The sequence below is a fragment of the Streptomyces sp. NPDC093544 genome (genome assembly GCF_040683495.1).
Classification (GTDB): Bacteria; Actinomycetota; Actinomycetes; order Streptomycetales; family Streptomycetaceae; genus Streptomyces.
In genome coordinates this window covers 122,254-144,553 of sequence record NZ_JBFBEA010000010.1, presented here as the reverse complement: position 1 = coordinate 144,553, position 22,300 = coordinate 122,254, and the positions used below count along the sequence as shown (strand labels likewise).

General features: G+C 70.4%; 18 protein-coding genes and 1 tRNA gene. 11 read left to right on the top strand and 8 right to left on the bottom strand.

The genetic code is table 11. The features are described from left to right. Positions 1 to 16: 16 nt before the first annotated feature. Together AB0N66_RS17150 and AB0N66_RS17145 are read right to left on the bottom strand one after the other, a co-directional pair. On the bottom strand, positions 17 to 1,399 hold the full coding sequence (locus AB0N66_RS17150) for a M1 family metallopeptidase (RefSeq protein WP_365434837.1): 1,383 nt from the start codon (positions 1,397 to 1,399) through the stop codon (positions 17 to 19). A gap of 77 nt (positions 1,400 to 1,476) precedes the next feature. Beyond that, complete coding sequence (locus tag AB0N66_RS17145; RefSeq protein ID WP_365434834.1) at positions 1,477 to 5,412, bottom strand: Pls/PosA family non-ribosomal peptide synthetase; 3,936 nt, start codon at positions 5,410 to 5,412, stop codon at positions 1,477 to 1,479. Positions 5,413 to 5,988: 576 nt separating this feature from the next. Here AB0N66_RS17145 and AB0N66_RS17140 point away from each other — a divergent pair. Then, positions 5,989 to 7,173: a N(5)-(carboxyethyl)ornithine synthase gene (locus AB0N66_RS17140; protein ID WP_365434831.1), complete on the top strand. Its 1,185-nt coding sequence runs from the start codon at positions 5,989 to 5,991 to the stop codon at positions 7,171 to 7,173. An 84-nt stretch (positions 7,174 to 7,257) separates the two neighbouring features. Here AB0N66_RS17140 and AB0N66_RS17135 read toward each other — a convergent pair. Then, positions 7,258 to 7,342 (bottom strand) — tRNA-Leu (locus tag AB0N66_RS17135). A 187-nt stretch (positions 7,343 to 7,529) separates the two neighbouring features. Here AB0N66_RS17135 and AB0N66_RS17130 point away from each other — a divergent pair. The 3 genes from AB0N66_RS17130 to AB0N66_RS17120 all read left to right on the top strand — a co-directional run bounded on the left by AB0N66_RS17130 (position 7,530) and on the right by AB0N66_RS17120 (position 10,268). Then, a complete protein-coding gene (locus AB0N66_RS17130) occupies positions 7,530 to 8,855 on the top strand; it encodes a M20/M25/M40 family metallo-hydrolase (protein ID WP_365434828.1) in 1,326 nt (441 codons plus the stop codon). Positions 8,856 to 9,032: 177 nt separating this feature from the next. Further along, on the top strand, positions 9,033 to 9,266 hold the full coding sequence (chpH, locus tag AB0N66_RS17125) for a chaplin ChpH (protein WP_365434825.1): 234 nt from the start codon (positions 9,033 to 9,035) through the stop codon (positions 9,264 to 9,266). 198 nt (positions 9,267 to 9,464) lie between these two features. Beyond that, complete coding sequence (locus AB0N66_RS17120; protein ID WP_365434822.1) at positions 9,465 to 10,268, top strand: chaplin family protein; 804 nt, start codon at positions 9,465 to 9,467, stop codon at positions 10,266 to 10,268. A 100-nt stretch (positions 10,269 to 10,368) separates the two neighbouring features. Here the strand turns inward: AB0N66_RS17120 and AB0N66_RS17115 are convergent, their stop codons facing one another. Beyond that, positions 10,369 to 10,557, bottom strand: coding sequence for a DUF5703 family protein (locus AB0N66_RS17115; protein ID WP_030053310.1), 189 nt, complete (start codon positions 10,555 to 10,557; stop codon positions 10,369 to 10,371). 47 nt (positions 10,558 to 10,604) lie between these two features. Here AB0N66_RS17115 and AB0N66_RS17110 point away from each other — a divergent pair, with 47 nt between their 5' ends. After that, positions 10,605 to 11,294, top strand: a complete 690-nt coding sequence (locus AB0N66_RS17110; protein ID WP_365434819.1) for a hypothetical protein — start codon at positions 10,605 to 10,607, stop codon at positions 11,292 to 11,294. A gap of 106 nt (positions 11,295 to 11,400) precedes the next feature. Here AB0N66_RS17110 and AB0N66_RS17105 read toward each other — a convergent pair whose 3' ends face one another. Both AB0N66_RS17105 and AB0N66_RS17100 read right to left on the bottom strand, forming a co-directional pair. Further along, on the bottom strand, positions 11,401 to 13,617 hold the full coding sequence (locus tag AB0N66_RS17105) for a helix-hairpin-helix domain-containing protein (RefSeq protein ID WP_365434817.1): 2,217 nt from the start codon (positions 13,615 to 13,617) through the stop codon (positions 11,401 to 11,403). Continuing rightward, positions 13,614 to 14,597 (bottom strand): aldo/keto reductase, encoded by a 984-nt coding sequence (locus tag AB0N66_RS17100; protein WP_365434814.1) that lies wholly within the window; start codon positions 14,595 to 14,597, stop codon positions 13,614 to 13,616. The genes AB0N66_RS17105 and AB0N66_RS17100 overlap by 4 nt, the downstream gene beginning before the upstream one ends. A 152-nt stretch (positions 14,598 to 14,749) precedes the next feature. Between AB0N66_RS17100 and AB0N66_RS17095 the strand changes: the two genes are divergently transcribed. Further along, on the top strand, positions 14,750 to 15,805 hold the full coding sequence (locus tag AB0N66_RS17095) for an LLM class F420-dependent oxidoreductase (RefSeq protein WP_365434811.1): 1,056 nt from the start codon (positions 14,750 to 14,752) through the stop codon (positions 15,803 to 15,805). 226 nt (positions 15,806 to 16,031) lie between these two features. After that, entirely contained in the window at positions 16,032 to 16,820 is a 789-nt protein-coding gene (locus tag AB0N66_RS17090) for a ferritin-like domain-containing protein (protein WP_365434808.1), read from the top strand. A 25-nt stretch (positions 16,821 to 16,845) separates the two neighbouring features. Here AB0N66_RS17090 and corA read toward each other — a convergent pair whose 3' ends face one another. After that, a complete protein-coding gene (gene corA / locus AB0N66_RS17085) occupies positions 16,846 to 17,841 on the bottom strand; it encodes a magnesium/cobalt transporter CorA (protein ID WP_365434805.1) in 996 nt (331 codons plus the stop codon). A 98-nt stretch (positions 17,842 to 17,939) separates the two neighbouring features. On the opposite strand from corA, the gene AB0N66_RS17080 reads away from it, so the two are divergent. The 4 genes from AB0N66_RS17080 to mshC all read left to right on the top strand — a co-directional run bounded on the left by AB0N66_RS17080 (position 17,940) and on the right by mshC (position 21,509). After that, positions 17,940 to 18,626, top strand: a complete 687-nt coding sequence (locus AB0N66_RS17080) for a histidine phosphatase family protein (protein ID WP_365434802.1) — start codon at positions 17,940 to 17,942, stop codon at positions 18,624 to 18,626. A 146-nt stretch (positions 18,627 to 18,772) separates the two neighbouring features. Then, entirely contained in the window at positions 18,773 to 19,363 is a 591-nt protein-coding gene (locus AB0N66_RS17075) for a DUF3090 domain-containing protein (protein ID WP_365434799.1), read from the top strand. Further along, a complete protein-coding gene (locus AB0N66_RS17070; protein ID WP_365434796.1) occupies positions 19,327 to 20,145 on the top strand; it encodes an SCO1664 family protein in 819 nt (272 codons plus the stop codon). The genes AB0N66_RS17075 and AB0N66_RS17070 overlap by 37 nt, the downstream gene beginning before the upstream one ends. A 134-nt stretch (positions 20,146 to 20,279) precedes the next feature. Further along, the gene (gene mshC / locus AB0N66_RS17065) at positions 20,280 to 21,509 is read left to right on the top strand and encodes a cysteine--1-D-myo-inosityl 2-amino-2-deoxy-alpha-D-glucopyranoside ligase (protein WP_365434793.1); all 1,230 of its coding nucleotides are present in this window, start codon (positions 20,280 to 20,282) and stop codon (positions 21,507 to 21,509) included. Between the two features lie 66 nt (positions 21,510 to 21,575). On the opposite strand, the gene AB0N66_RS17060 is transcribed toward mshC, so the two are convergent. Then, positions 21,576 to 22,283, bottom strand: a complete 708-nt coding sequence (locus AB0N66_RS17060) for a hypothetical protein (RefSeq protein ID WP_365434790.1) — start codon at positions 22,281 to 22,283, stop codon at positions 21,576 to 21,578. Between the last annotated feature and the right edge of the window lie 17 nt (positions 22,284 to 22,300).

Here is a 22,300-nt window from a genome sequence, read left to right as displayed (position 1 = left end):
TGCGAACTCTCTGCGTCTACGCCGAGTCGGCGTTGGTCGGCGGATACGTGGGCCGCGCCGGAACGCGGTTCTCCGCAGGCGAGGGGAGCGGGGGGAGCGCCGTCTCGTAGAGCCACGCCGTGCACACGTCGTCCAGGGGTTCGGGCGCGTAGCGGGCGACATGCGCGGTGAAGGCCGCCGTCGTGACGGCGCCGCCCCGGTGCTGGGTGGCCCAGCCGCGCAGCATCCGGAAGAAGGCGTCGTCGCCCATCGCACAGCGCAGCGCGTGCAGGACGAGCCCGCCGCGTTGGTAGAGCCGGTCGTCGAACATCAGCTTGCGCCCCGGGTCGGACAGGCACAGATCCTGCGGCAGCGAGGACAGCTTCCGGTGGGCGGCGGCGGCGAGTTGATGCGCTCCGCGCCCGCCGGAACGCTCCGACCACAGCCACTCCGCGTACTTCGCGAACCCCTCGTTCAGCCAGATGTGCCGCCAGTCCGCGATGGACACACTGTTGCCGAACCACTGGTGCGCCAGCTCGTGCGCGATCAGCCGCTCCGAACCCCTGGCCCCGTCCACGTGGTTGGCGCCGAACAGCGACAACCCCTGTGCCTCGACGGGGACATCGAGCTCCTCCTCCGTCACCACCACCGCGTACTCGCCGAACGGATAGGGCCCGAAGAGGGTCTCGAACAGCTCCATCATCGCGGGCTGCCGCGCGAAGTCCCGGGAGAACTCGGAGAGCAGGTCCGCGGGCAGATGACCGGTCTGCGGCACTCCGCCGAGGCCGGGGTCGCCGAGCAGCACCGTCTGGTACTTCCCGATCGACAGCCCGACGAGATAGCTGGACGTCGGCGCCGACTGCTCGTAGACCCAGGTGGTCGTCGAAGCCTTCGTCGTACGGGTCAGCAGCCGGCCGCCGGCCACCACGGAGTACGAGGACGGCGTGGTGACCGAGATCTGGTACGAGGCCTTGTCGGCCGGGCGGTCGTTGCACGGGTACCAGGAGGGCGAGCCGATCGGCTGGCTCGCCACCAGGGCCCCGTCCTCCAGCTCCTCCCAACCGAGCCCGCCCCAGGGGCTGTTCACCGGCTTGGGATTGCCGGCCCAGTGCACCTCGACAGTGAAGGCGGCGCCGGCCCGGATCGGCTTCGGGGGGCGGACGCGCAGTCTGCCGCCGCGGTGCGTGTAGTGCGTCGCCTTGCCGTCGACACGGACCCGGCCGATCCGGAAGTCGGCCAGATTCAGCTGGAACTCGGTGAGCGGGGAGCGGCCCGCTATGGCGTTGAGCCGCGCGGTGCCGGAGAGCCGGTTCGGGCCGGGGCGGTAGTCCAGCGCGAGTTCGTACCGGTGCACCCGGTAGCGGGGATCACCGTTGGCCGGGAAGTACGGGTCCGATCCCACTGTCTGCTGAACGCTCACTGCTGCGTCTGCTCCCTGCCCTGTGCTCGTACGACATGCCGGTACACCGCCCTTCGTATCCGATCCGGCCATCTCTTCTATGAACGCCATGACTCGATCGGGTTGCCAAGCCAGCGGGTGTCGTCGGGTACGGACTCCGCCGCCATCACCAGCGACGCGGGACCCAGCGTGGAACGGGCCCCGACAGTGCTGCCGGGCAGGACGATTCCGCCCGGGCCCAGGGTGGCGCCCTCACGGAGGACAACAGTATCCGTCCGCAAGATCCGGTCGTGGAAGAGGTGAGTCTGCAGGACACAGCCCCGATTCACGGTGGAAGCATCGCCGAGCGTCACCAGGTCCGTCTCGGGCAGCCAGTAGCTCTCCACCCAGGCGCCCTTGCCGATCCGGGCACCGAGCCCGCGCAGCCACGCCGTCATCAGCGGCGTACCCGACACGGAACCGGCCAGCCACGGCACGGCCACCACCTCGACGAAGGTGTCCGCCAGCTCATTGCGCCACACGAAGCTGCTCCACAGCGGGTGCTCGCCCGCCCGGTGCCGGCCCACCAGCACCCACTTCGCCACGATGGAAAGCACGCACGCGAGCACACCCACGCCGAGCAGTACCACCCCGGCGAGCGCCCAGGCCCAGACCCCCAGCGCACTCAGCGCGGCCACGGTCAGCACGGCAAGAGCCGCCGAGCAGAACACCGGCACGATCCGGCACAGCTCCACAAGACCGCGGGCCCACAGCAGGTGCGCGGGCGGATCGTACGTGCGGCTCTGATCGCCGCCCTGCGTGGCACGCGGCAGCTTCATCGGCGGCAGCCCCAGATAGGAACTGCCCTTCTTCGCCTTCTTCGGCGTCGCCGACAACACCCCGACCAGACCGCCGTCCGGCACGCTGCGGCCCGGCGCGGTCATCCCGGAATTGCCGAGGAACGCCCGGCGCCCGATCTCGGCCCGCCCGATGTGCACCCAGCCACCGCCGAGCTCGTACGGCGCGGTGAGCGTGTCGTCGGCGAGGAACGCGCCCTCACCGACGGTGGTGAGACTCGGCAGCGCGAGCACGGTGGACACCTCCGCGCCCCGCCCGATCTTCATCCCGAGCAGCCGCAGCCACACCGGCGTGATCAGCCCGGCGTACAGCGGGAACAGCGTCTCCCGCGAGCGGTCCATCAACTGCGTGACCGTCCAGGCCTGCCAGCCGATCCGGCTGTGCGTCGGATACGTGCCCGCGCGCAGCCCCAGACTGAGCAGCCGCACGCCGATCAGGAGCAGCAGTGCGTAGGCGAGCCCGAAGGCGAGCGTCGCAGGCACCAACGCCACCGCGGCGCCGCGCAGCGCCTCGCCGAGCCCAGCGTCCGCGCTCACGAACACATCGGCCACGAGAAGCGCGGCAAGGCCCGCGACCAGCGGCAGCGCGGTCAGCGCGAAGCCGGTCGCGCCGTACATCACGCGCCAGTACGTGCCACGCGCCGGGCGCTCCTTGGGCCAGGCCCGCTTCGCCTTGCCGAGCTTGACGGCGGGCGCTCCGGCCCAGCGCTGCCCGGTGGGAACGTGTCCCGCCACGGCGGAACCGGGGGCCACCTCGGCCCGCTTGCCCACCCGCGCACCGGGGAAGAGCAGGCTGCGCGTGCCGACCACCGCGTGCGCGCCCACCTTCACCGGGCCGATCTCCAGCCGGTCACCGTCCAGCCAATGCCCCGACAGATCCACCTCGGACTCGACGGCTGCACCCCGGCCCAGCTTGAGCATGCCGGTCACCGGCGGCAGCGAGTGCAGATCCACGTCGGGGCCGATCTTGGCGCCCAGGGCACGCGCGTACCGCTCCAGCCAGGACCCGGTCAGCGAGGTCGCGCCACTGAACTCGGCCAGCCGCTCGGCCGTCCACAGCCGCAGATGCACACTGCCACCGCGCGGATGGCGCCCCGCCTTCACGCCGCGCAGCAGCAGCCGCGCACCGCCCGCGGCGATCGCGAGCCGTCCCGGCGGACTGAAGAGGACGAGGGCCCCGACGCCGACGAGCCACCACGACGCCGTCGGCGCCCACGGATACGGCCCGAACCAGTGCAATACGTTGCCGAGCGCGGCCAGCGCCACCGTCCAGCGCAGGCCCATGAGGGTGAACAGCGGGATCAGCAGGAGGAGTTGGGTCGCCTTGGTCCGCAGCGGCACGGGCGCGATGACCCGCTCGGCGCCGTCGCCCTGCGCGGACTCCTCCAGGTGCCGGGCCAGCTTGCGCAGGGTGGGCTGCTGGTAGATGTCGAGGACGGCGGCGCTGGCGTAGCGGGTGCGCAGCCTGGTGGTGAGCTGGGCGGCGGCGAGGCTGCCGCCGCCGATCGCGAAGAAGTCGTCGGACGCGGTGGCGACGGGGATGCCGAGGACCTCGCTCCACTGCTCGGCGAGCCAGGCCTCGGTGCCGTACAGCTGCTCCTTCGCGCCGCTGGTCTGCAGGTTCTCCAGCGGCCAGGGCAGTGCGTTGCGGTCGACCTTGCCGGACGTCCGGGTCGGCAGGTCGTCCACCGGTGCGAGCAGCGGGACCAGGGCGGCGGGCAGCTCGGCGCGCAGTTTCTCGACGGCCGCGGCCTGGTCCCAGCCGTCCTGGGTGACCACATAGCCGACGAGCAGCTGGTTGCCGCTGCGCGCGGTCCGTACGGCGGCTGCGGCGCCCGCGACGCCGTGCAGGGCCTGGAGTGCGGAATCCACCTCGCCGAGCTCGATGCGGCGTCCGCCGAGCTTGATCTGCTCGTCGGCCCGGCCGAGGAAGATCAGCCCTTCGGGCTCCGCCTTGACGAGGTCACCACTGCGATACGCCCGCTTCCAGCCCAGCGACTCCAGCGGCGCGTACTTCTCGGCGTCCTTCTCGGGGTCGAGATAGCGAGCGAGCCCCACCCCGCCGATGACCAGCTGTCCGCTGTCGCCCATCGACACCGGCTCCCCGGCCTCGTCGACGACGGCCAGCTCCCAGCCGTTCAGCGGCAGCCCGATCCGGATCGGCTCCTTGCCGGTCATGAGAGAGGCGCAGGCCACGACGGTCGCCTCGGTGGGTCCGTAGGTGTTCCACACCTCGCGCCCCTCGGTCACGAGCCGCTGGACCAGTTCGGGCGGGCAGGCCTCGCCACCGAAGATCAGCAGCCGGACCTCGTTGAGCGCCTCCGGCTCCCAGAGCGAGGCCAGCGTCGGCACCGTCGAGACGACGGTGATCTCCTGCTCGACCAGCCAGGGCCCCAGGTCGGAGCCGCTGCGCACCTGGGAACGCGGCACGGGCACCAGGCAGGCCCCGTACCGCCAGGCCAGCCACATCTCCTCGCAGGAGGCGTCGAAGGCGACGGAGAGGCCCGCCATAACCCGGTCGCCGGGCCCGATCGGGTCCTCCGTGAGAAAGAGGTCCGCCTCGGCATCGACGAAGGCGGCGGCACTGCGGTGACTGACGGCCACGCCCTTGGGCTTGCCGGTGGAGCCGGAGGTGAAGATGATCCAGGCGTCGTGCTCGGTGCCGGGGCGTGTGGCGGAGGCGCCCGGGGTTCCGAGGGGAGCGGCGGAGGGGTCCGGGGTTGCCAGGGGAGCGGCGACGGCGTCCGGCGCACCGGTGACGGTCAGCTCGTGCCCGGCCCCGACGACCGCACGCACCTCCGCCTCCCCGAAGACCAGCTCGGCCCGCTCGTCCGGGTCCTCGGCGTCCACCGGCACATAGGCAGCGCCGGCGGCCAGTACGGCGAGAATGGCGACGTAGAGATCATTGGTGCCGGAGGGGACCCGGACGCCGACCCTGTCGCCCCGTCCGACACCGGCGTCCGCGAGCCCGCTCCGGAGGGTTTCCACCTCGACGGCCAGCGCGCGGTAGGTGAGGGAGCGCACGCCGTCGTCCAGCGCGGGCTCGTCGGGGTATGCCCGGACAGAGGCGTCGAGGATGTCCACAAGGGTGCGCGGAGAGGCGGCGGAGGAGGCGGAGAAACGCGCCTGGTCACCGAACTCCGCGCGCACCTCCTCGTCGGACAGAGCGAGCGCAGGGCCTTGCTCTAGGGCTGCCATCGGGTCCTCACGTGGTGTTCCCGGGAGCGTCCGGGGCGCTGGTGGGCCCGCAGGTACGCCTGGGGATATTCCGGTCCAGCTCCAAACAAGCGTGGAATTTTAGTACGACGCTAGTCGCGTACCTGCACGTCAGCCATGTGAGGAGGCGTCGGAAGGCCCCTGGAACCACTGAATCCGGGGGCCTGACGGTGCCCTGACGTGGGGGTATGTCATCCTGACGAGATCTGCCCCACATCTTGCCGTAACACGTCCTACGGCAAGGGAATGGGCCTGGTTTCGCTCGGAGTTGGTGGCGTCCACTCCGCCGTCCTTCGCACGTCAACGGGGTTCGAGGGGCCCCGCAGGGGAGTACGGTTGGGGTACCGAGCGCATCCCGCACGCCGTCATCCGTCACGGCGTCGCCCTCGGGGAACGGCAAGGCCGGAGGACGTCACGCCCCGGCGGAAATGGGCCGCCCCATGACTGCTCGCTCGTACTGTCGCGCTGAGTTGCGCATCCCGTCCCGCGCCCCGAGTTAGCGGACTTCCTGGTTCACAAGGTGGTCCGAACGACAACAACTCAATGACGAGGAAGCGTATGAGCCGCACGAGTCCCACGAGCCTGCTGAGTCTGGGCGTACTTGCCTCATCCCGCAAGGAGAACGAGCTCCGACTGCCCTTGCACCCCGGCCACCTCGGCCGCATCGCCCCGGACGTACGCGAGAACATTTTCCTTGAACAGGGCTACGGCGAGCGGTTCGGCGTCGGTGACGACGCTCTGCGACCGCTCGTCGCCGGCCTGCGCTCCCGCGAGCAGCTCATCGCCGAGTGCGATGTCGTGGTGCTGCCCAAACCGACGCACGACGATGTCGCCGAGCTGCGCCAGGGCCAAGTGCTGTGGGGATGGCCGCACTGTGTGCAGGACGACAAGATGACCCAGCTCGCCATCGACCAGCGGCTGACCCTCATCGCCTGGGAGGCCATGAACCACTGGACCTCCACCGGCGCCTTCAGCGTCCATGTGTTCCACAAGAACAACGAGCTCGCGGGCTACTGCTCGGTGCTGCACGCTCTGCAGCTCGGCGGGTTGACCGGCAGCTACGGGCGCCGCCTGCGCGCGGTGGTCATCAGCTTCGGCGCCACGGCGCGCGGAGCGGTCACGGGCCTGGGCGCCATGGGCGTCTCCGACGTCACGGTGCTCACGCAACGCGCCGCGGCGGCGGTGGCCTCGCCGATGCCGTCGGTCGTGATGGGGCACTTCGAGGAGCAGGACGACGATCCGTCGAAGCTGCGGGCCATCACCGCGGCCGGTTCCGCGCCGCTGGCGGAGTACCTGGCCGGGTTCGACATCATCGTCAACTGTGTCCTGCAGGACACCGACGCCCCGCTGATGTTCGTCACCGACGAGGAACTCGCGCTGTTCCGGCCGGGCACCTTCTTCATCGACGTCGCCTGCGACGACGGCATGGGCTTCGAATGGGCCCGGCCGACCACCTTCGGCGAGCCCATGCCCACGGTGGGACAGGGCTGCCACTACTACGGGGTGGACCACAGTCCGTCCCACCTGTGGAACTCGGCCACCTGGGAAATCAGCGAGGCGCTCCTGCCCTACCTGCGCAAGGTCATGAGCGGCCCCGCGGCGTGGGAGGCCGACACCACGGTCAAGAAGGCCATCGAGATCCGCGACGGAGTCGTCCAGAACTCGAAGATCCTTTCCTTCCAGCACCGGGCAGCCACCTACCCACACGTACGCGAGGTCCCGGCTCCGGCACTTTCCAGCTGATGCCCGCGCGGAGTTGACGTACGACGACGAAACGCGAATGGTGCCGACCAGGACTGGTCGGCACCATTCGCGTAGAAGATCTTGTGTCCGAGGGGGGACTTGAACCCCCACGCCCGATAAAGGGCACTAGCACCTCAAGCTAGCGCGTCTGCCATTCCGCCACCCGGACAAGGTGTCTGTCGCACGGGGTTGCCCCTGCGGCGACAGAGAAAACATTACCAGGCTTCCGAGGGCGTCCGATCACGCCCCGTTCCCACGTGAACGGCGTGTGACGGGCCGGGTCCGGCCTTGGTCGCGGCGGGGGTCGGAGAGAGGATGGAGGGGGACCACCAGCAGTGACAGTGGGAGGAAGCAGCGTGAGCGAGTCGAACACGGCCAGGGGCGTCTCTGGCGAGGACGAGGTCGTGGACCTCTGTCGCGAGCTGATCCGGATCGACACCAGTAACTACGGGGACCACTCCGGGCCGGGTGAGCGCAAGGCCGCGGAGTACGTCGCCGAAAAGCTCGCCGAGGTGGGGCTCGAACCGCAGATCTTCGAGTCGCACCAGGGGCGCGCCTCCACCGTCGCCCGGATCGAGGGCGAGGACCCGTCGCGCCCCGCGCTGCTCATCCACGGCCACACCGATGTCGTACCGGCCAATGCCCAGGACTGGACCCACCACCCCTTCTCCGGCGAGATCGCGGACGGCTGTGTGTGGGGCCGGGGCGCGGTCGACATGAAGGACATGGACGCCATGACGTTGGCGGTCGTACGGGACCGGCTGCGCAGCGGGCGCAAGCCGCCCCGTGACATCGTCCTGGCCTTCCTCGCGGACGAGGAGGCGGGCGGTACGTGGGGTGCGCGGCACCTGGTCGACAAGCACCCGGACCTCTTCGAGGGCGTCACGGAGGCGATCGGTGAGGTCGGCGGGTTCTCCTTCACGGTCAACGAGAACCTGCGGCTGTATCTCATCGAGACCGCCCAGAAGGGCATGCACTGGATGAAGCTGACCGTGGACGGCACCGCCGGACACGGGTCGATGATCCACCGGGACAACGCCATCACCGAGCTGTCCGAGGCCGTCGGGCGGCTGGGGCGGCACAAGTTCCCGGTCCGGGTGACCAAGACGCTGAGGCACTTCCTCGACGAACTCGGCGACGCGCTCGGCACCGAGCTCGACCCGGAGAACATGGACGCGACGCTCGCCAAACTCGGCGGCATCGCGAAGCTCATCGGTGCCTCCCTGCAGAACACCGCCAATCCGACCCAGCTGGGCGCGGGTTACAAGGTCAACGTGATTCCGGGGCAGGCGACCGCGCACGTCGACGGGCGTTATCTGCCGGGCTACGAGGACGAATTCCTCGCCGACCTCGACCGGATTCTCGGCCCGAAGGTGAAGCGCGAGGACGTGCACGCCGACAAGGCGCTGGAGACCACCTTCGACGGCGCCCTCGTCGACGCCATGCAGATCGCGCTGTCCGCCGAGGACCCGATCGCGCGTGCCGTCCCGTACATGCTGTCCGCCGGCACCGACGCCAAGTCCTTCGCCGATCTAGGCGTTCGCTGCTTCGGCTTCGCGCCGCTGAAGCTGCCGCCGGAGCTGGACTTCGCGGGCATGTTCCACGGTGTCGACGAGCGAGTGCCGGTCGATGCGCTGAAGTTCGGCGTGCGCGTTCTGGACCGCTTCATCGACGCGTCCTGAACTGGCCCGGCGATGCGGTGAATTGGCCCACTGAAACGAAACTTCACTATTCGCCAGCCTGTGCGGAATTGACTGAGAAGAGTGAATGAGACGATAAGCTCGTAGCCCCATTACTTCCTCCTCGTTACAGGTGATGCGATCCGAAGCTGGGATCGCATTTGCCAACAAGGAGGAATAATGATCAAGAAGATCGTCGCCGCTGCGGCTGCCACCGGTGGTCTGGTTCTCGCCGGTGCGGGCCTGGCCGTCGCCGACTCGGGTGCCCAGGGTGCCGCTGTGGGCTCCCCGGGCGTCGTCTCCGGCAACGTCATCCAGGTGCCCGTTCACATCCCGGTGAACGTCTGCGGCAACACGATCTCGGTGATCGGGCTGCTGAACCCCGCCTTCGGCAACACCTGCATCAACAAGTGACGTTGTGCCTCATCCCGTGAGGACCTGTCCCCGCTGGGGACTGTGCTCATGAGGAACTGACTCCATGAGGGTCTGAGCCCGTCGGCCCCGGAGCGCGCGCCATGCGCTCCGGGGCCGACCGGCTTTCCGCGCACGCGTCGGACGGGTGCGTGCGCGTTCCGGATGGTCCAAGCCAAGGGCGAAGGCAGGGATATAACAATGCGACAGGTCACCCGCAAGGGCCTGATGACCGTGGCGGCGGCGAGTGGCGTACTCGCCGTCACCGGCGGCCACGCACATGCCGACTCGGGTGCGAACGGCGCTAGTTCGGACTCGCCAGGTGTGCTGTCGGGCAACACGGTGCAGGCGCCGGTGCACGCGCCGGTCAACGTCTGCGGCAACACCGTGAGCGTCGTCGGGCTGCTCAACCCGGCGATGGGCAACAAGTGCGCCAACCAGGGCGGTGGCCGCGGTTCGTCCGGGGGCGGTTACGGGGACGACGGCTCCCACTCCGGCGGTGGCTCGGGGGCCGGCGGGCACGCGAGTGACTCACCGGGGGTCGGCTCGGGGAACCATGTACAGGTGCCGATCGACGTGCCGGTCAACATCTGCGGCAACAGCGTGAACGTGGTCGGCATCGGCAACGCCGTGACGGGCAACGAGTGCGGGAACGGGACAAGTGGCGGGCACTCCACCACCCCGCCCGGCGGCGGGCCCGAGACGCACACCCCGGGCAAGCCGTGGCAGCCGGGGCACCCGGGCGAGCCCGGCACTCCGGGTCAGCCGGGCACCCCGGGCCACCCGGGCACTCCGGCCAAGCCGGCCGGCTGGGACGACCAGAATCTGGGCGGCTCCGCGGCGCACGCGGACCACCTGGATGCCCGGTCCGTCACCCAGCCCCAGGGTGTCGAGCAGCTTGCCCACACCGGCGGTGACCTGCCGCTGGGCGTGATCGTCCCGGCGGGCGTCGGCGCACTGCTCGGCGGCGCCGTGCTGTACCGCAGGGCGCGCTCGGCGGCGTAACCGGCACAAGTATGAACACAGCGCCATAAACATCTCCATGGTGAGCGGAACGGAGCGGGCTCCGCGTCGGTGGGGCCCGCTCCGTTTCAGCCTCTTTCGCTCACCATGTCGCGCGCACCTGGCGGATGATCCGCCGACGCAACCGCACCTTGCGGCTGCCGTCGCGCAGCAGGCTCAGACGGTCCAACTCCCAGTGTCCGTACTCCGCGTGGTCTGTCAGCAGGCGTGTGGCGTCCTTGCGGGAAACCCCGCGCGGTACGTACACGTCGACAAATTCGTATTCCGGCATCGCATCTATTGTGCGGGCAGAGGCCCTGTACGGATAGCGTCTGCACTATGTCTGATGCTGTGCAGCCCACCGCTGCCGAGGTACGCGCCGCCGCCGAGGCGATCAAGACCGCGCTCGACCGTCACCTGGCCGCGGTCGAGCGCAGGACGGGCGATGACGACCCGGCCGTATACGAGGCGTTCAACGAGCTGGCCTCCGCGGCCGAGGAGTACGACGAGCTCCTCTACGAGCGCTATGACGAGGTCACGCCCTTCGAGATCCCCGGTTCGGAAGACACGCTGCCGCCGTACACGGGCCCGGAGGAGCCGAACGCGCTGAGCGTGCTGATCCGCCGGGACTACGCGGTGGTGGAGCCACAGCGCCTGCTGGCGCAGGCCCAGCGGGTGGAGGCCGTGGAGGAGGACGGGGCCAGTGTCAGCGCGGCCTTCGACGCGGCGGCCGGCACGGTGCACGGGGCGCTCGGCGTCCTGTTCGGCGAGTTCGAACCGGACGAGATCGCCTCGCGGCACAAGGAGTTCGGCCTGGAGGAGGGCGACTCCACGCTCTGGGTGACAGCCGCGGACGAGGCCGCCGAGCCCGGCGAATGGCTTGAGGCTCCGTTCGACTCGATCGACCCGCAGCGCGTCGTCTGCCGTTTCGACGTCAGTGCCGTCTTCGACGACGACTCGGACGACGAGGACCTTGAGGACGACCTCGGCGCCGACGGCGATCTGGAGCCGCTGGACGCGGATCGCTGAGCCTGTTGTAGCGGATAGCTGAGCTTGTTGTAGTGGACAGCTGAGCCTGTTGTACGGGGTGGCGGTCACCGGGGCCCGGTGACCGCCACCTCTGTGCGTACGGGGCTCAGCCCGCTGTCGTCACCGGCACCGGCACCTGCGCCGTGAGCAGGGCGGACAGGCGGGTCGTGCGCGGCTTCTGCGGGACCTCCGCCACCGCGCGCGCCAGCGCCTGGTCGACTCCGTGGACCACGGACAGGTGGCGCTCGGCGCGGCCGAAGGCCGTGTAGATCCAGGGCCTGGTCAGGGACTGTGCGGCGTCACCGGGGAGCACCACGACCGCGGCGGGCAGGCGCAGGCCCACAGCCTGGTGCGCCGTGAGGGCCCAGCCGAGCCGCACGGACTGCTCCACCCGCTCCTTGGGTACGACGACGGGGGCGCCCGCGCACTCCAGGTGCAGCCCGTCGGCGTCGGCCTTCACCACGTGCCCAGGCACCGTACGGCCAGGCTCGGGGGAGTACGCGATCCGGTCGCCCGGGTCGAAGCCGCCGAAGCGGCCGGGGCCGGGGTTGAGCCGCTCCTTGAGCGCGATGTTCAGCGCGCGTGTACCGGCCGCTCCACCGTGCCCCGGAGTGATCACCTGTGTCTGCTCGGCCGGGATGCCGATCGCGCGGGGCACCGAGTCAGCGACCAGCTGCACCGTGCGGTGCACCGCCTCACCGGCGTCACGCACCGGGACGATCACGACCTCCTTGCCGGGCGCCTCGACCTGGTTCAGCTCACCGATCCCGATGCCGGAAACCAGCTCGCCGATGGGCCCGGGGTCCGGTGTGCGCGAGGCGACCTGCGGGCAGACGCGGGCGGCGAGAAGGTCCGCGAAGACCCGCCCGGGGCCCGCCGACCACAGCATCCCCGGGTCCCCGCTCAGCACCAGCCGTGCCCCGTCCGGCAGCGACTCGGCCAGCATCGCCGCCGTCTCGATGTCGAGCTGCGGCGCGTCCAGGACGACGAGCAGGTCGAGGTTGAACGTGCCCTCCGTGTCCCGGCCGGGACCCTCCGCGCCGGCGAGCAGACCGGCGACGGTGACAACTGCCTGGTCGTCGCCCGCGGAGGCACTCTCGTCCGCCTCACGGCGCGCGCCGCCCTGTGGTTCCGCCTCCGCGAGCAGCGCGGCGAAACGGCGACGGCCGTCCGGCGTGTGTGTGGCGGCGTACGCCCGCAGGCCCAACTGCCGCGCAGCGGTGACCAGCGCCGCCGGTTCCGCGCGGGACGCCTCGCCGCCGGTGTGCAGGACGATGCCGTGACCGGCGACCGCGCCGATCAGCTCAGCGGTGGAACCGGACGCCGAACCGGTGACGGACGCCCAGTCGGTCGCGTCCTCCTTCGGCAGCGAGTTGACCACGCGGGCGAGGCCGTCGGCGAGGCTCTCCTCGGCCAGCGCGTACCGCTCCAGGCCGACGAGGACGCGGACCGGGCGCTCCTCGGGCTCCTCGTCCTCCTCTTTCGGCGCGGGGGCGGCGGTGTCGAGCGCGTCCTGGAAGACCAGGGCCTCGCCCTCGGCCAGGGTGCTCTGCACGGCCGCGTCCGGGTCCGGCACCGAGCGCTGGGTGAGCGCGGCGGTGAGCGCCGCGGCGTCGAGGGCGGTGTGTCCGGCGAGGGCCGCCTGCTCGAGGAGCCAGACGGTGACCGCCCGGCCGCGCCGCTCGTCGTCCGGGCCGCACTCCGCGCCGAGCAGCGCCCGGGCGAACCCGTCGGCCTGCTCGGGCCGCACCCCGGGGACCCGCAGCAACTGCCAGGGATCCTCGCGCAGTTGCTCGTCCGCACCCTCGCCCAGAGCGGCGACGACCTGCGGTGCGAGCGTGTCGGGCGCGCCGCCCTCGGTGAGAACCGCGCGTACGGTCTCGACGGCCTCCGGTGCGACGGCCGAGGGCGCACCGGCCGGGGTCGGAACGGGCTGGGGCTGTCGCACGGGCTCCGGCGCGGCGCTGCGAGGCGTCGGCACGGGCTCACGGAACGCCCTGGCCACGGGCTTCTCGCCGCTCTCCACGGCCCGTACCGCGGCCAGTAGCTCGGCGGCCGTCCCGCTGAGTTTGCCGCCGGCCTCGACGGGCCCCTGCTTCTCGGCCTTCCGTCGCGCGATCCGCTCGCGCTCCAGACGCTGGGCCGCCAACTCGGCCGCTGCCTCGGACAGCTGCTTGGCGGTGCCTTCCGTGCCCTCCGCGGTGCCTTCCGCGGTCGCGGTCGAACCGTTGTCCGTGTCGGCGTCCGTGGCCCCGCCCTCGGGGGCGTCCGCACCAGGCGCCCCCGGTTCCGCGTCCTCCGTGGTCTCGGGCTCCGTGCTCACAGCGTGCTCCAGTCGTGATCGGGATAGTGGTGCACCGGTGCTGACACGTCGTCGAGCGCCCGGCAGATCTCGTCAGGAAGACTAAGGGTCTCCACTGACAACGCGGCCGTGAGCTGCTGCGCGTTGCGCGCGCCGATGATCGGGGCGGCGACGCCCGGCCGGTCCCGGACCCAGGCGAGGGCCACCTGGAGCGGTGTCACCGCGAGGCCGTCCGCCGCCGTCGTCACGGCGTCCACGATGCTGCTCGCCGCCTCGTCCAGGTACGGCGCGACGAAGGGCGCCAGGTGCTCGGAGCCGCCCCGGGAGTCGGCAGGAGTCCCCTTGCGGTACTTGCCCGTGAGCACGCCCCGCCCGAGCGGTGAGGAGGGGAGCAGGCCGACGCCCAGGTCGAGGGCGGCCGGCAGCACCTCCCGCTCGACGCCGCGCTGGAGCAGGGAGTACTCCATCTGCGTACTGGCCAGCCGGGTCCGTACCCCGGGCGCCGCGAGCTGCCAGGTCGCCGCCTTGGCGAGCTGCCAGCCGCAGAAGTTGGACACCCCCGCGTATCTCGCGCGGCCGCTGCTGACGGCCAGGTCGAGCGCCTGGAGAGTCTCGTCCAACGGTGTCCCCGGGTCGAAGGCGTGGACGTGCCACAGGTCCACATAGTCGGTGCCGAGGCGGGTGAGTGAGGCGTCGAGGGCCGACAGCAGATGCCCGCGCGAGCCGTCGAAGCGGCGGTCCGGGTCGGGTACGCTCCCCGCCTTCGTCGAGATGACCAGGTCCCGGCGCGGCACGAGCCCCTCTATGAGCTGTCCGAGCAGATACTCGGCCTCCCCGTCCCCGTACACGTCCGCGGTGTCGACGAGGGTCCCGCCCGCTTCCCAGAACGCCTTCAACAGGTGCGCGGCGTCATGCTCGTCGGTGTCCCGGCCCCATGTCAGGGTGCCGAGTCCGATCCGGGACACACGCAGGCCTGTACGGCCGAGATGCCTCTGCTCCATGGACGCCGAGATTACTGGCCATGACTCCCCGAGTGGGGGGCCTGTGGACAACCAGAATCACCCGAGGCTGATCCCGTCCCTGCCACGGCGCCCACCAGCGCGCTAGTGTCTCGGACACAAGGGACGTTACTGATCGGTAAGGGGAATCGGCCATGCAGCTCGGGATCAACCTCGGCTACTGGGGCGGCGGAATGGACGCGGACAATCTCGCCGTCGCCCAGGAGGCCGACCGGCTCGGATACGCGGTCTGCTGGGCCGCCGAGGCCTACGGCTCGGACGCGGCCACCGTGCTCAGCTGGGTCGCCGCCAAGACCGAGCGCATCGACGTCGGCTCGGCCATCTTCCAGATCCCGGCCCGCCAGCCCACGATGACCGCGATGACGGCCGCCACCCTGGACTCGCTGTCGGGCGGCCGCTTCCGCCTCGGCCTCGGCGTCTCCGGACCGCAGGTCTCCGAGGGCTGGTACGGCGTCAAGTTCGACAAGCCGCTGGCCCGCACCCGCGAGTACGTCGAGATCGTCCGGAAGGCCATGACGCGCGAGCGTCTCTCGTACGAGGGCACGCACTGGACGCTGCCCCTGCCGGGCGGCCCGGGCAAGCCGCTCAAGCTGACCGTGCACCCGGAGCGCGAGCACATCCCGCTCTACATCGCCGCGATCGGCCCCAAGAACCTGGAGCAGACCGGCGAGATCGCCGACGGCGCGCTGCTGATCTTCCCCTCGGCCGACCATCTGGGGGACACCGCGATCACGCACCTGCGCGCCGGCCGCGAGAAGGCCGGCAAGACGATGGAGGGCTTCGACGTCTGCCCGACGCTGCCGCTCGCGCTCGGCGACGACAAGGACGTGACGGCGCTGGCGGACATGTTCCGGCCGTACACGGCGCTGTACGTCGGCGGTATGGGCAGCCGCAAGCAGAACTTCTACAACCAGCTCGCCCAGCGCATGGGGTACGAGAAGGAGGCCGCCGAGATCCAGGACAAGTACCTGTCCGGCGACAAGGCGGGCGCGGCCGCCGCCATTCCGCACTCGCTGATCGACCAGACCACGCTGCTCGGCTCCGTCGACCGCATCGCCGACCGGATGAAGGCGTACGCCGCGGCCGGGGTCACCACGCTCACGCTGGCCCCCGCGGGCTTCTCGCTGAAGGACCGGCTCGCCTCGCTCAGGGCCGGTACCGAGGCCCTGGAGCGCGCCGGTCTGGCGTAACGCGGCGAATCGCCTGCGAATTGGTTTCTGCGGCCGTGGTGGGGGCTCGGGGGTCTCCCCGCCACGGCCGTCACCGGGAACAACGCGCCAGGGCCCCCTCGGGTTACGCCCCTGAGTGTCCCTCTCCGTCCTTCGTTTGGCGGAGTTGTCCGACATATCGGTTGCCGCGCTCCTGCCAACCCATTTGACTCGGTTTCTGCGGGAACCCTGTATGGAGGTGGCAGTGATGCTTTCGGCCAAGAGTCTGTTCCAGGAGATCCTCGGCAACGACGAGTCGTTCCAGCTCTTCTGCTCCATCGCTGCCAGCGGGGAGTCGCAAGGGGGCTGGGAGAACGCGCGGATCGCCGCGCTCGTTCCGCAGAGCGAACGGGAGCTCGCCCCCAAGATCACCCGGCACGGCGCCGACGAGGACAAGCACGGGCGGATCTTCAACGCCCTCATGAAGAAGCGCGGCCTGACACCCGTCGAGGTCCCGTCCGACACCGACTACACCATGCTCCTCGAGCGGCACGGGATCGGTCTCGCGCACGACAAGCTCAAGAGCGACGAGCCGCTGAGCGTGCAGGACATCGTCACGTATCTCGCCCACAGCAGGGTCACCGAACAGCGCGCCTCCGAGGAGATGGAGCTGCTGCGCAAGCACTTCGCCGACCACCCCGATATCGGCCGCGCCGTGAAGATGATCTCGAACGACGAGGACAACCACCTCGCCTACTGCCATGAGGAACTGCTGCGCTTCGCGAACGCCGGGCACGGCCGTGCCATCCAGCGGACGCTGCGCGAGTGCGCGCACGCCGAGGTCCGCGTCTACCGGGACGTCAGCCTCGCCGTGATGGCCCACATGGGGTGCATTCTCGGCTGGTCCAGGGCCAGGTCCGCGACGCTCGTCGCGGCCATCCACGCCGTCTACGCCTACGAGCGGGCCCTGGGCTGGCGCCGGATGGTCTCTCTCCGCATGCCCGAGCGGCGCGACGCGCTGGGCGGGCCCGCGGCGGCGGCACCCGAGTTCGCCTAGGGGGTGTCGCCCTCGAAGGGCCCGATCACAGCCATCCCCTGCGCTTGAAGAGCCGGTACAGGAGGATCTCCAGCACCACCATCAGCAGGATCACCGCCGGATACGACCACACCCAGTTCAGTTCCGGCATGTGGACGAAGTTCATGCCGTAGATGCCCGCGATCATCGTGGGGACCGCGGCCATGGCCGCGAACGCGGAGATCTTCCGCATGTCGTCGTTCTGGCGCACGCTCATCTGGGCCAGATGAGCGGCGAGGACGTCCGAGACCAGTCGGTCCAGGTTCTCCACGGACTCGTTCACGCGCATCAGGTGGTCGTTGACGTCGCGGAAGAAGGGCTGTGCCTTCTCGTGCACGAAGGGCACGGTGCCGTAGGGGCCCGTGCCCGCGAGCCGGGTCAGTGGGACCGACAGGGGGACCGTGGCCCTGCGGAACTCCAGGATCTGCCGCTTGAAGGTGTAGATCCGAGAGGCGGTCGTCCGCGAGCCGCCGACATTCGGCGAGAAGACCTCCGCCTCCAGCTCCTCCAGGTCGGTCCCCAGCTCGGTCGCCACCTCCAGATAGTGATCGACGGTGGCGTCGGCGATCGAGTAGAGGACCGTTGTGGGCCCGAGACGGAGCCTCTCGGGGTCGCCCTCCAGGTGGTGCCGTACCGCCGCGAGAGGCGAGCCCTCGCCGTGCCGGACGGTCACCACGAAGCAGTCACCGATGAAGACCATGACCTCGCCGGTGGTAACGGTGTCGCTGTCCGGCTCGTACACGACCGGCTTGAGGACCATGAACAGCGAGTCGTCGTACACCTCCAGCTTGGGCCGCTGGTGTGCTTTGAGGGCGTCCTCGACCGCCAGCGGGTGCAGCCCGAACTCCTCGGTGACGAGGTCGAACTCCCGCTCCGTCGGGTCGTGCAGCCCGATCCAGAGGAACGCGTTGCCCGACGCACGGGCCTCGGCCAGGGCGTCGGAGAGGTCGTCGGGTCCCTCCGTGCGGTGCCCGTCGCGGTAGATGGCGCTGTCGACGATCACGGAGCGTATTCTTCCGTCGAAGGGGTCGGGGCGCACTCCGGCCACCTCCTCCCGTGGTCAGGACCTGGTACCCGGGGCGCCCGTTTACGCTGGGCCGCATGCCCACCCTGATCCTTGTCCGGCACGGACGTTCCACCGCCAACACCTCCGGACTGCTCGCCGGCTGGACGCCCGGCGTCGCCCTGGACGAGCGCGGCGCCCAGCAGGCCGCAGCCCTCCCCGCGCGGCTCGCCGCGCTGCCGATCTCCGAGATCGTCACGAGCCCCCTGCAACGCTGCCAGGAGACCGTCCAGCCGCTCCTCGACGCCCGGCCGGAGCTGCGGGCGCACACCGAGGAGCGCATAGGGGAGGCCCACTACGGCGACTGGACCGGCCGCAAGCTCGCCGAGCTGATGGACGAGCCGCTGATGGAGGTCGTCCAGACGCATCCGTCGTCCGTGGCTTTCCCGGGCGGCGAGTCGATGCGGGCCATGCAGACGAGGGCCGCCGAGGCGGTGCGCGAGTGGAACGCGCGCGTGGAGCGCGATCACGGCGGTGACGCCGTGTACCTCATGTGCTCGCACGGCGACATCATCAAATCCCTTGTGGCGGAAGCACTCGGACTTCATCTCGACCTCTTTCAGCGGATCTCTGTTGAACCGTGTTCCATCACCGCGATCCGCTACACACGAATGCGGCCGTTTCTCGTGCGCCTCGGGGACACCGGTGATTTCGCGTCCCTGGCGCCGCGCGAGGAGCCCCCGAGCAGTGACGCTCCGGTCGGGGGCGGTGCGGGCGCAGCGTGATCGTCGGCCGCAGTAGGGTGAAGCGGTCGAAGCAGCGCAGTAGTTGTGATCCGTAGTTGCATCCGTAGTTCTCAGCAGACTTGTCAGCAGCCGATGCGGGCCGACGCCGTCAGCCGGCCCTCATGCCGAATCAATGGAGACAGGACGTGTCCCGTCAGGTGTTCCTCTACGACCCCCCGGACCGTTTCGTCGCCGGTACGGTCGGGTTGCCCGGGCGCCGTACCTTCTTCCTGCAGGCCACCTCGGGCCCCCGGGTGACCAGCGTGGCTCTGGAGAAGACCCAGGTGGCCGCGCTGGCCGAGCGCATGGACGAGCTCCTCGACGAGGTCGTACGGCGTACCGGGGGCAGCGCGCCCGTTCCGGCGGTGGCCCCCACCGAGGTGTCCGACACCGCCCCGCTCGACGCCCCCGTCGAGGAGGAGTTCCGGGTCGGCACCATGGCGCTGGCCTGGGACGGTGACGAGCAGCGCATGATCGTCGAGGCGCAGGCCCTCGTGGAGCTCGACGCCGAATCCGACGAGGACCTCGCCGAGGCCGAGGAGCGGCTGCTCCAGGACGAGGAGAACGGTCCGCCGATGCTCCGGGTCCGGCTCACCGGCGCGCAGGCCCGTGCCTTCGCCAAACGCGCCCTCGACGTCGTCAACGCCGGCCGGCCGCCCTGCCCGCTGTGCAGCCTCCCGCTCGACCCGGAAGGACACGTATGTCCGCGCCAGAACGGATACCGCCGCGGAGCGTGACCACGGCCGAGCTGCTCGCCAAGGGCGAGCTGAAGGTACGCGGACGCATCCGCGAGGCCTCGAACGCGGTGCTGTACTGCTCCGTCTCGTACGAGGGCCGGGACGCGTTCTGCGTCTACAAGCCGGTCGCCGGTGAGCGGCCCCTGTGGGACTTCCCTGACGGGAACCTCGCGCAGCGCGAGGTCGCCGCGTACGAGGTGTCCGAGGCGACGGGGTGGGGGCTCGTGCCGCCTACCGTGCTGCGGGACGGGCCCCACGGCGAGGGCATGTGCCAGCTCTGGATCGAGGCGGCGCCCGAAGCGGAGCTGCTGGCCCTGGTGGACGGCGAGGAGCCGTCCGAGGGCTGGAAGGCGATCGGATTCGCCGAGGTCGCCGAAGGGAAGACGGCGCTGCTCGTGCACGCCGACGACCCGCGGCTGCGGAGGCTGGCCGTCCTCGACGCCGTGATCAACAACGCGGACCGCAAGGGCGGGCATCTGCTGCCCGGCGGTGAGGGGCGGCTGTACGGCATCGACCACGGGGTCACCTTCAATGCCGAGAACAAGCTGCGGACGTTGCTGTGGGGGTGGGCGGGGGAACCGCTGACCCCGGAGGCGGTCTCGGTGCTCTCCGCTTTGCGGGACGGACTGGCGCCCGGCGCGCCGCTCGCCACCCGGCTGGCCGAACTCGTCACCGCCGCCGAGCTCGACGCCACCCGCGCGCGTGTCGAGGCGATGCTGGTGTCCGGGAAGCATCCCGAGCCGAGCGGGGAGTGGCCCGCGATTCCCTGGCCGCCGGTGTGACGTCGCCTACGTAGCCGCAGCAGTACCGGAAACACCGCAGACGCACAGCGCTGTGCTGCGCGCAAGACCGCCTTCCCGGCCATCAGAGCTGGTCCGGTTCGTATACGTAACTTCCGGCCGGTTACGCTCATTGCATGTATGCCTGGCCCGCTTCCGATGTCCCCGCCCTGCCTGGTGAGGGCCGCGACCTCCGGATCCACGACACCGCGACCGGTGGGCTCGTCCGTCTTGACCCCGGTCCCGTCGCCCGTATCTATGTGTGCGGCATCACGCCGTACGACGCGACCCATCTGGGACACGCGGCGACCTACAACGCGTTCGACCTCGTTCAGCGTGTGTGGCTCGACACCAAGCGGCAGGTTCACTACGTCCAGAACGTGACCGATGTGGACGACCCGCTGCTGCAGCGCGCGGAGCGGGACGGCATCGACTGGGTGGCGCTCGCCGAGAAGGAGACCGCCCTCTTCCGCGAGGACATGACCGCCCTGCGGATGCTGCCCCCGAAGCACTACATCGGCGCCGTCGAGGCGATACCGGGGATCGTTCCGCTCGTCGAGCGGCTCCGGGACGCGGGAGCGGCGTACGAGCTCGAAGGGGATGTCTACTTCTCCGTCGAGTCGGATCCGAACTTCGGCAAGGTGTCCCACCTGGACGCCGCCGCCATGCGCCTGCTGTCCGCCGAGCGCGGTGGCGACCCGGACCGTCCGGGCAAGAAGGACCCGCTCGACCCGATGCTCTGGATGGCCGCGCGTGAGGGCGAGCCCAGCTGGGACGGGGGCTCACTCGGACAGGGCCGTCCCGGGTGGCACATCGAGTGCGTCGCCATCGCCCTCGATCACCTGGGGATGGGCTTCGATGTCCAGGGCGGCGGCTCCGACCTCGTCTTCCCGCACCACGAGATGGGCGCCTCGCACGCCCAGGTGCTGACCGGTGAGTTCCCCATGGCCAAGGCGTACGTCCACGCCGGCATGGTCGCGCTGCACGGCGAGAAGATGTCGAAGTCCAAGGGCAACCTCGTCTTCGTGTCCACGCTCCGCCGCGCCGGGGTCGACCCGGCCGCCATTCGGCTCGCGCTGCTCGCACACCACTACCGGGCCGACTGGGAGTGGACGGACTCGGTTCTCGACGAGGCCCTCGCACGGCTGGAGAGCTGGCGGGCCGCGGTGTCGCGCCCGGACGGGCCGTCCTCCGACGCGCTCGTCGAGGAGATCCGCGAAGCCCTTGCCAACGACCTGGACGCACCGACGGCGCTCGCCGCTGTCGACCGCTGGGCCGCGCTCCAGCGCGAGCAGGGCGGTACGGACGAGGGCGCCCCCGGCGTCGTGTCGCGCGCCGTGGACGCCCTCCTCGGAGTGGCTCTCTAGCAACAGATGGGCGCCGGGCGGGATTTCACCCGCCCGGCGCCCGCTGTGCTGCGAGCCCGCCCGCCGCTACTTGTTCACGATGACGGCCTGGATTGCGTTGCTGTTCGACTCGTAGATCCCGATGACCTGCTGCCCGAAGGCGAAGGCTTCCTGGACCTCGTCATGCGTCACCTGGTTGGGGTTCACCAAGGGGCGCCACGCCTGGTTGATGTACAGGTACAGAATCGACGGCTGGCCCGGCAGCGGGGTCACGACGTCCCAGAAGTGCTCGGCCACGCCGCTCACCAGCGCCTGGGTCTCGACGGCACTGCGCACGACCAGCGGCTGAGCTTGCTGCTGCTCGCCGAACTGCTGCCCGCCGAGCTGGTGAAGCAGCTGCTGGAACGGCGGCTGCTGCCCTAGCTGTTGCAACTGCTGCTGTAGGTGCTGCGGGATCTGATGCTGCTGCTGGTGCTGTGGAGGTTGCTGAGGGATCTGCTGCTGTTGCTGGCCGATGCCCTGCTGGCCAAGGCCGCCCTGTTGACCAATGTCGCCTTGTTGACCGATGCCCTGCTGGCCGAAAGGCTGCTGACCGCCACCCTGTTGGCCGTACGGCTGCTGCAGCTGCTGTCCGAACGGCTGCTGCTGGCCGGAACCCTGCTGCTGCCCGTACGCCTGCGGGGGCGCCGTGCTCGGGCCCTGCCGGCCCTGGTTCTGCTGACCCTGTTGCCCTTGCTGTCCCGGCTGTTGTCCTTGCTGCTGTCCGAGCTGGCTCATCTGCGGGGTGGTGCTCATGCGGGTGCCACCTTCCC

What these genes read in the sequence shown, in the direction of transcription:
- AB0N66_RS17140 (WP_365434831.1), top strand. Translation starts at nt 5,989, where the DNA reads ATGAGCCGCACGAGTCCCACGAGCCTGCTGAGTCTGGGCGTACTTGCC.
- AB0N66_RS17100 (WP_365434814.1), bottom strand. Translation starts at nt 14,597, where the DNA reads ATGGAGCAGAGGCATCTCGGCCGTACAGGCCTGCGTGTGTCCCGGATC.
- mshC (WP_365434793.1), top strand. Translation starts at nt 20,280, where the DNA reads ATGTATGCCTGGCCCGCTTCCGATGTCCCCGCCCTGCCTGGTGAGGGC.
- AB0N66_RS17080 (WP_365434802.1), top strand. Translation starts at nt 17,940, where the DNA reads ATGCCCACCCTGATCCTTGTCCGGCACGGACGTTCCACCGCCAACACC.
- AB0N66_RS17095 (WP_365434811.1), top strand. Translation starts at nt 14,750, where the DNA reads ATGCAGCTCGGGATCAACCTCGGCTACTGGGGCGGCGGAATGGACGCG.
- AB0N66_RS17120 (WP_365434822.1), top strand. Translation starts at nt 9,465, where the DNA reads ATGCGACAGGTCACCCGCAAGGGCCTGATGACCGTGGCGGCGGCGAGT.
- AB0N66_RS17115 (WP_030053310.1), bottom strand. Translation starts at nt 10,557, where the DNA reads ATGCCGGAATACGAATTTGTCGACGTGTACGTACCGCGCGGGGTTTCC.
- AB0N66_RS17060 (WP_365434790.1), bottom strand. Translation starts at nt 22,283, where the DNA reads ATGAGCACCACCCCGCAGATGAGCCAGCTCGGACAGCAGCAAGGACAA.
- AB0N66_RS17110 (WP_365434819.1), top strand. Translation starts at nt 10,605, where the DNA reads ATGTCTGATGCTGTGCAGCCCACCGCTGCCGAGGTACGCGCCGCCGCC.
- AB0N66_RS17145 (WP_365434834.1), bottom strand. Translation starts at nt 5,412, where the DNA reads ATGGCAGCCCTAGAGCAAGGCCCTGCGCTCGCTCTGTCCGACGAGGAG.
- AB0N66_RS17070 (WP_365434796.1), top strand. Translation starts at nt 19,327, where the DNA reads ATGTCCGCGCCAGAACGGATACCGCCGCGGAGCGTGACCACGGCCGAG.
- AB0N66_RS17090 (WP_365434808.1), top strand. Translation starts at nt 16,032, where the DNA reads ATGCTTTCGGCCAAGAGTCTGTTCCAGGAGATCCTCGGCAACGACGAG.
- chpH (WP_365434825.1), top strand. Translation starts at nt 9,033, where the DNA reads ATGATCAAGAAGATCGTCGCCGCTGCGGCTGCCACCGGTGGTCTGGTT.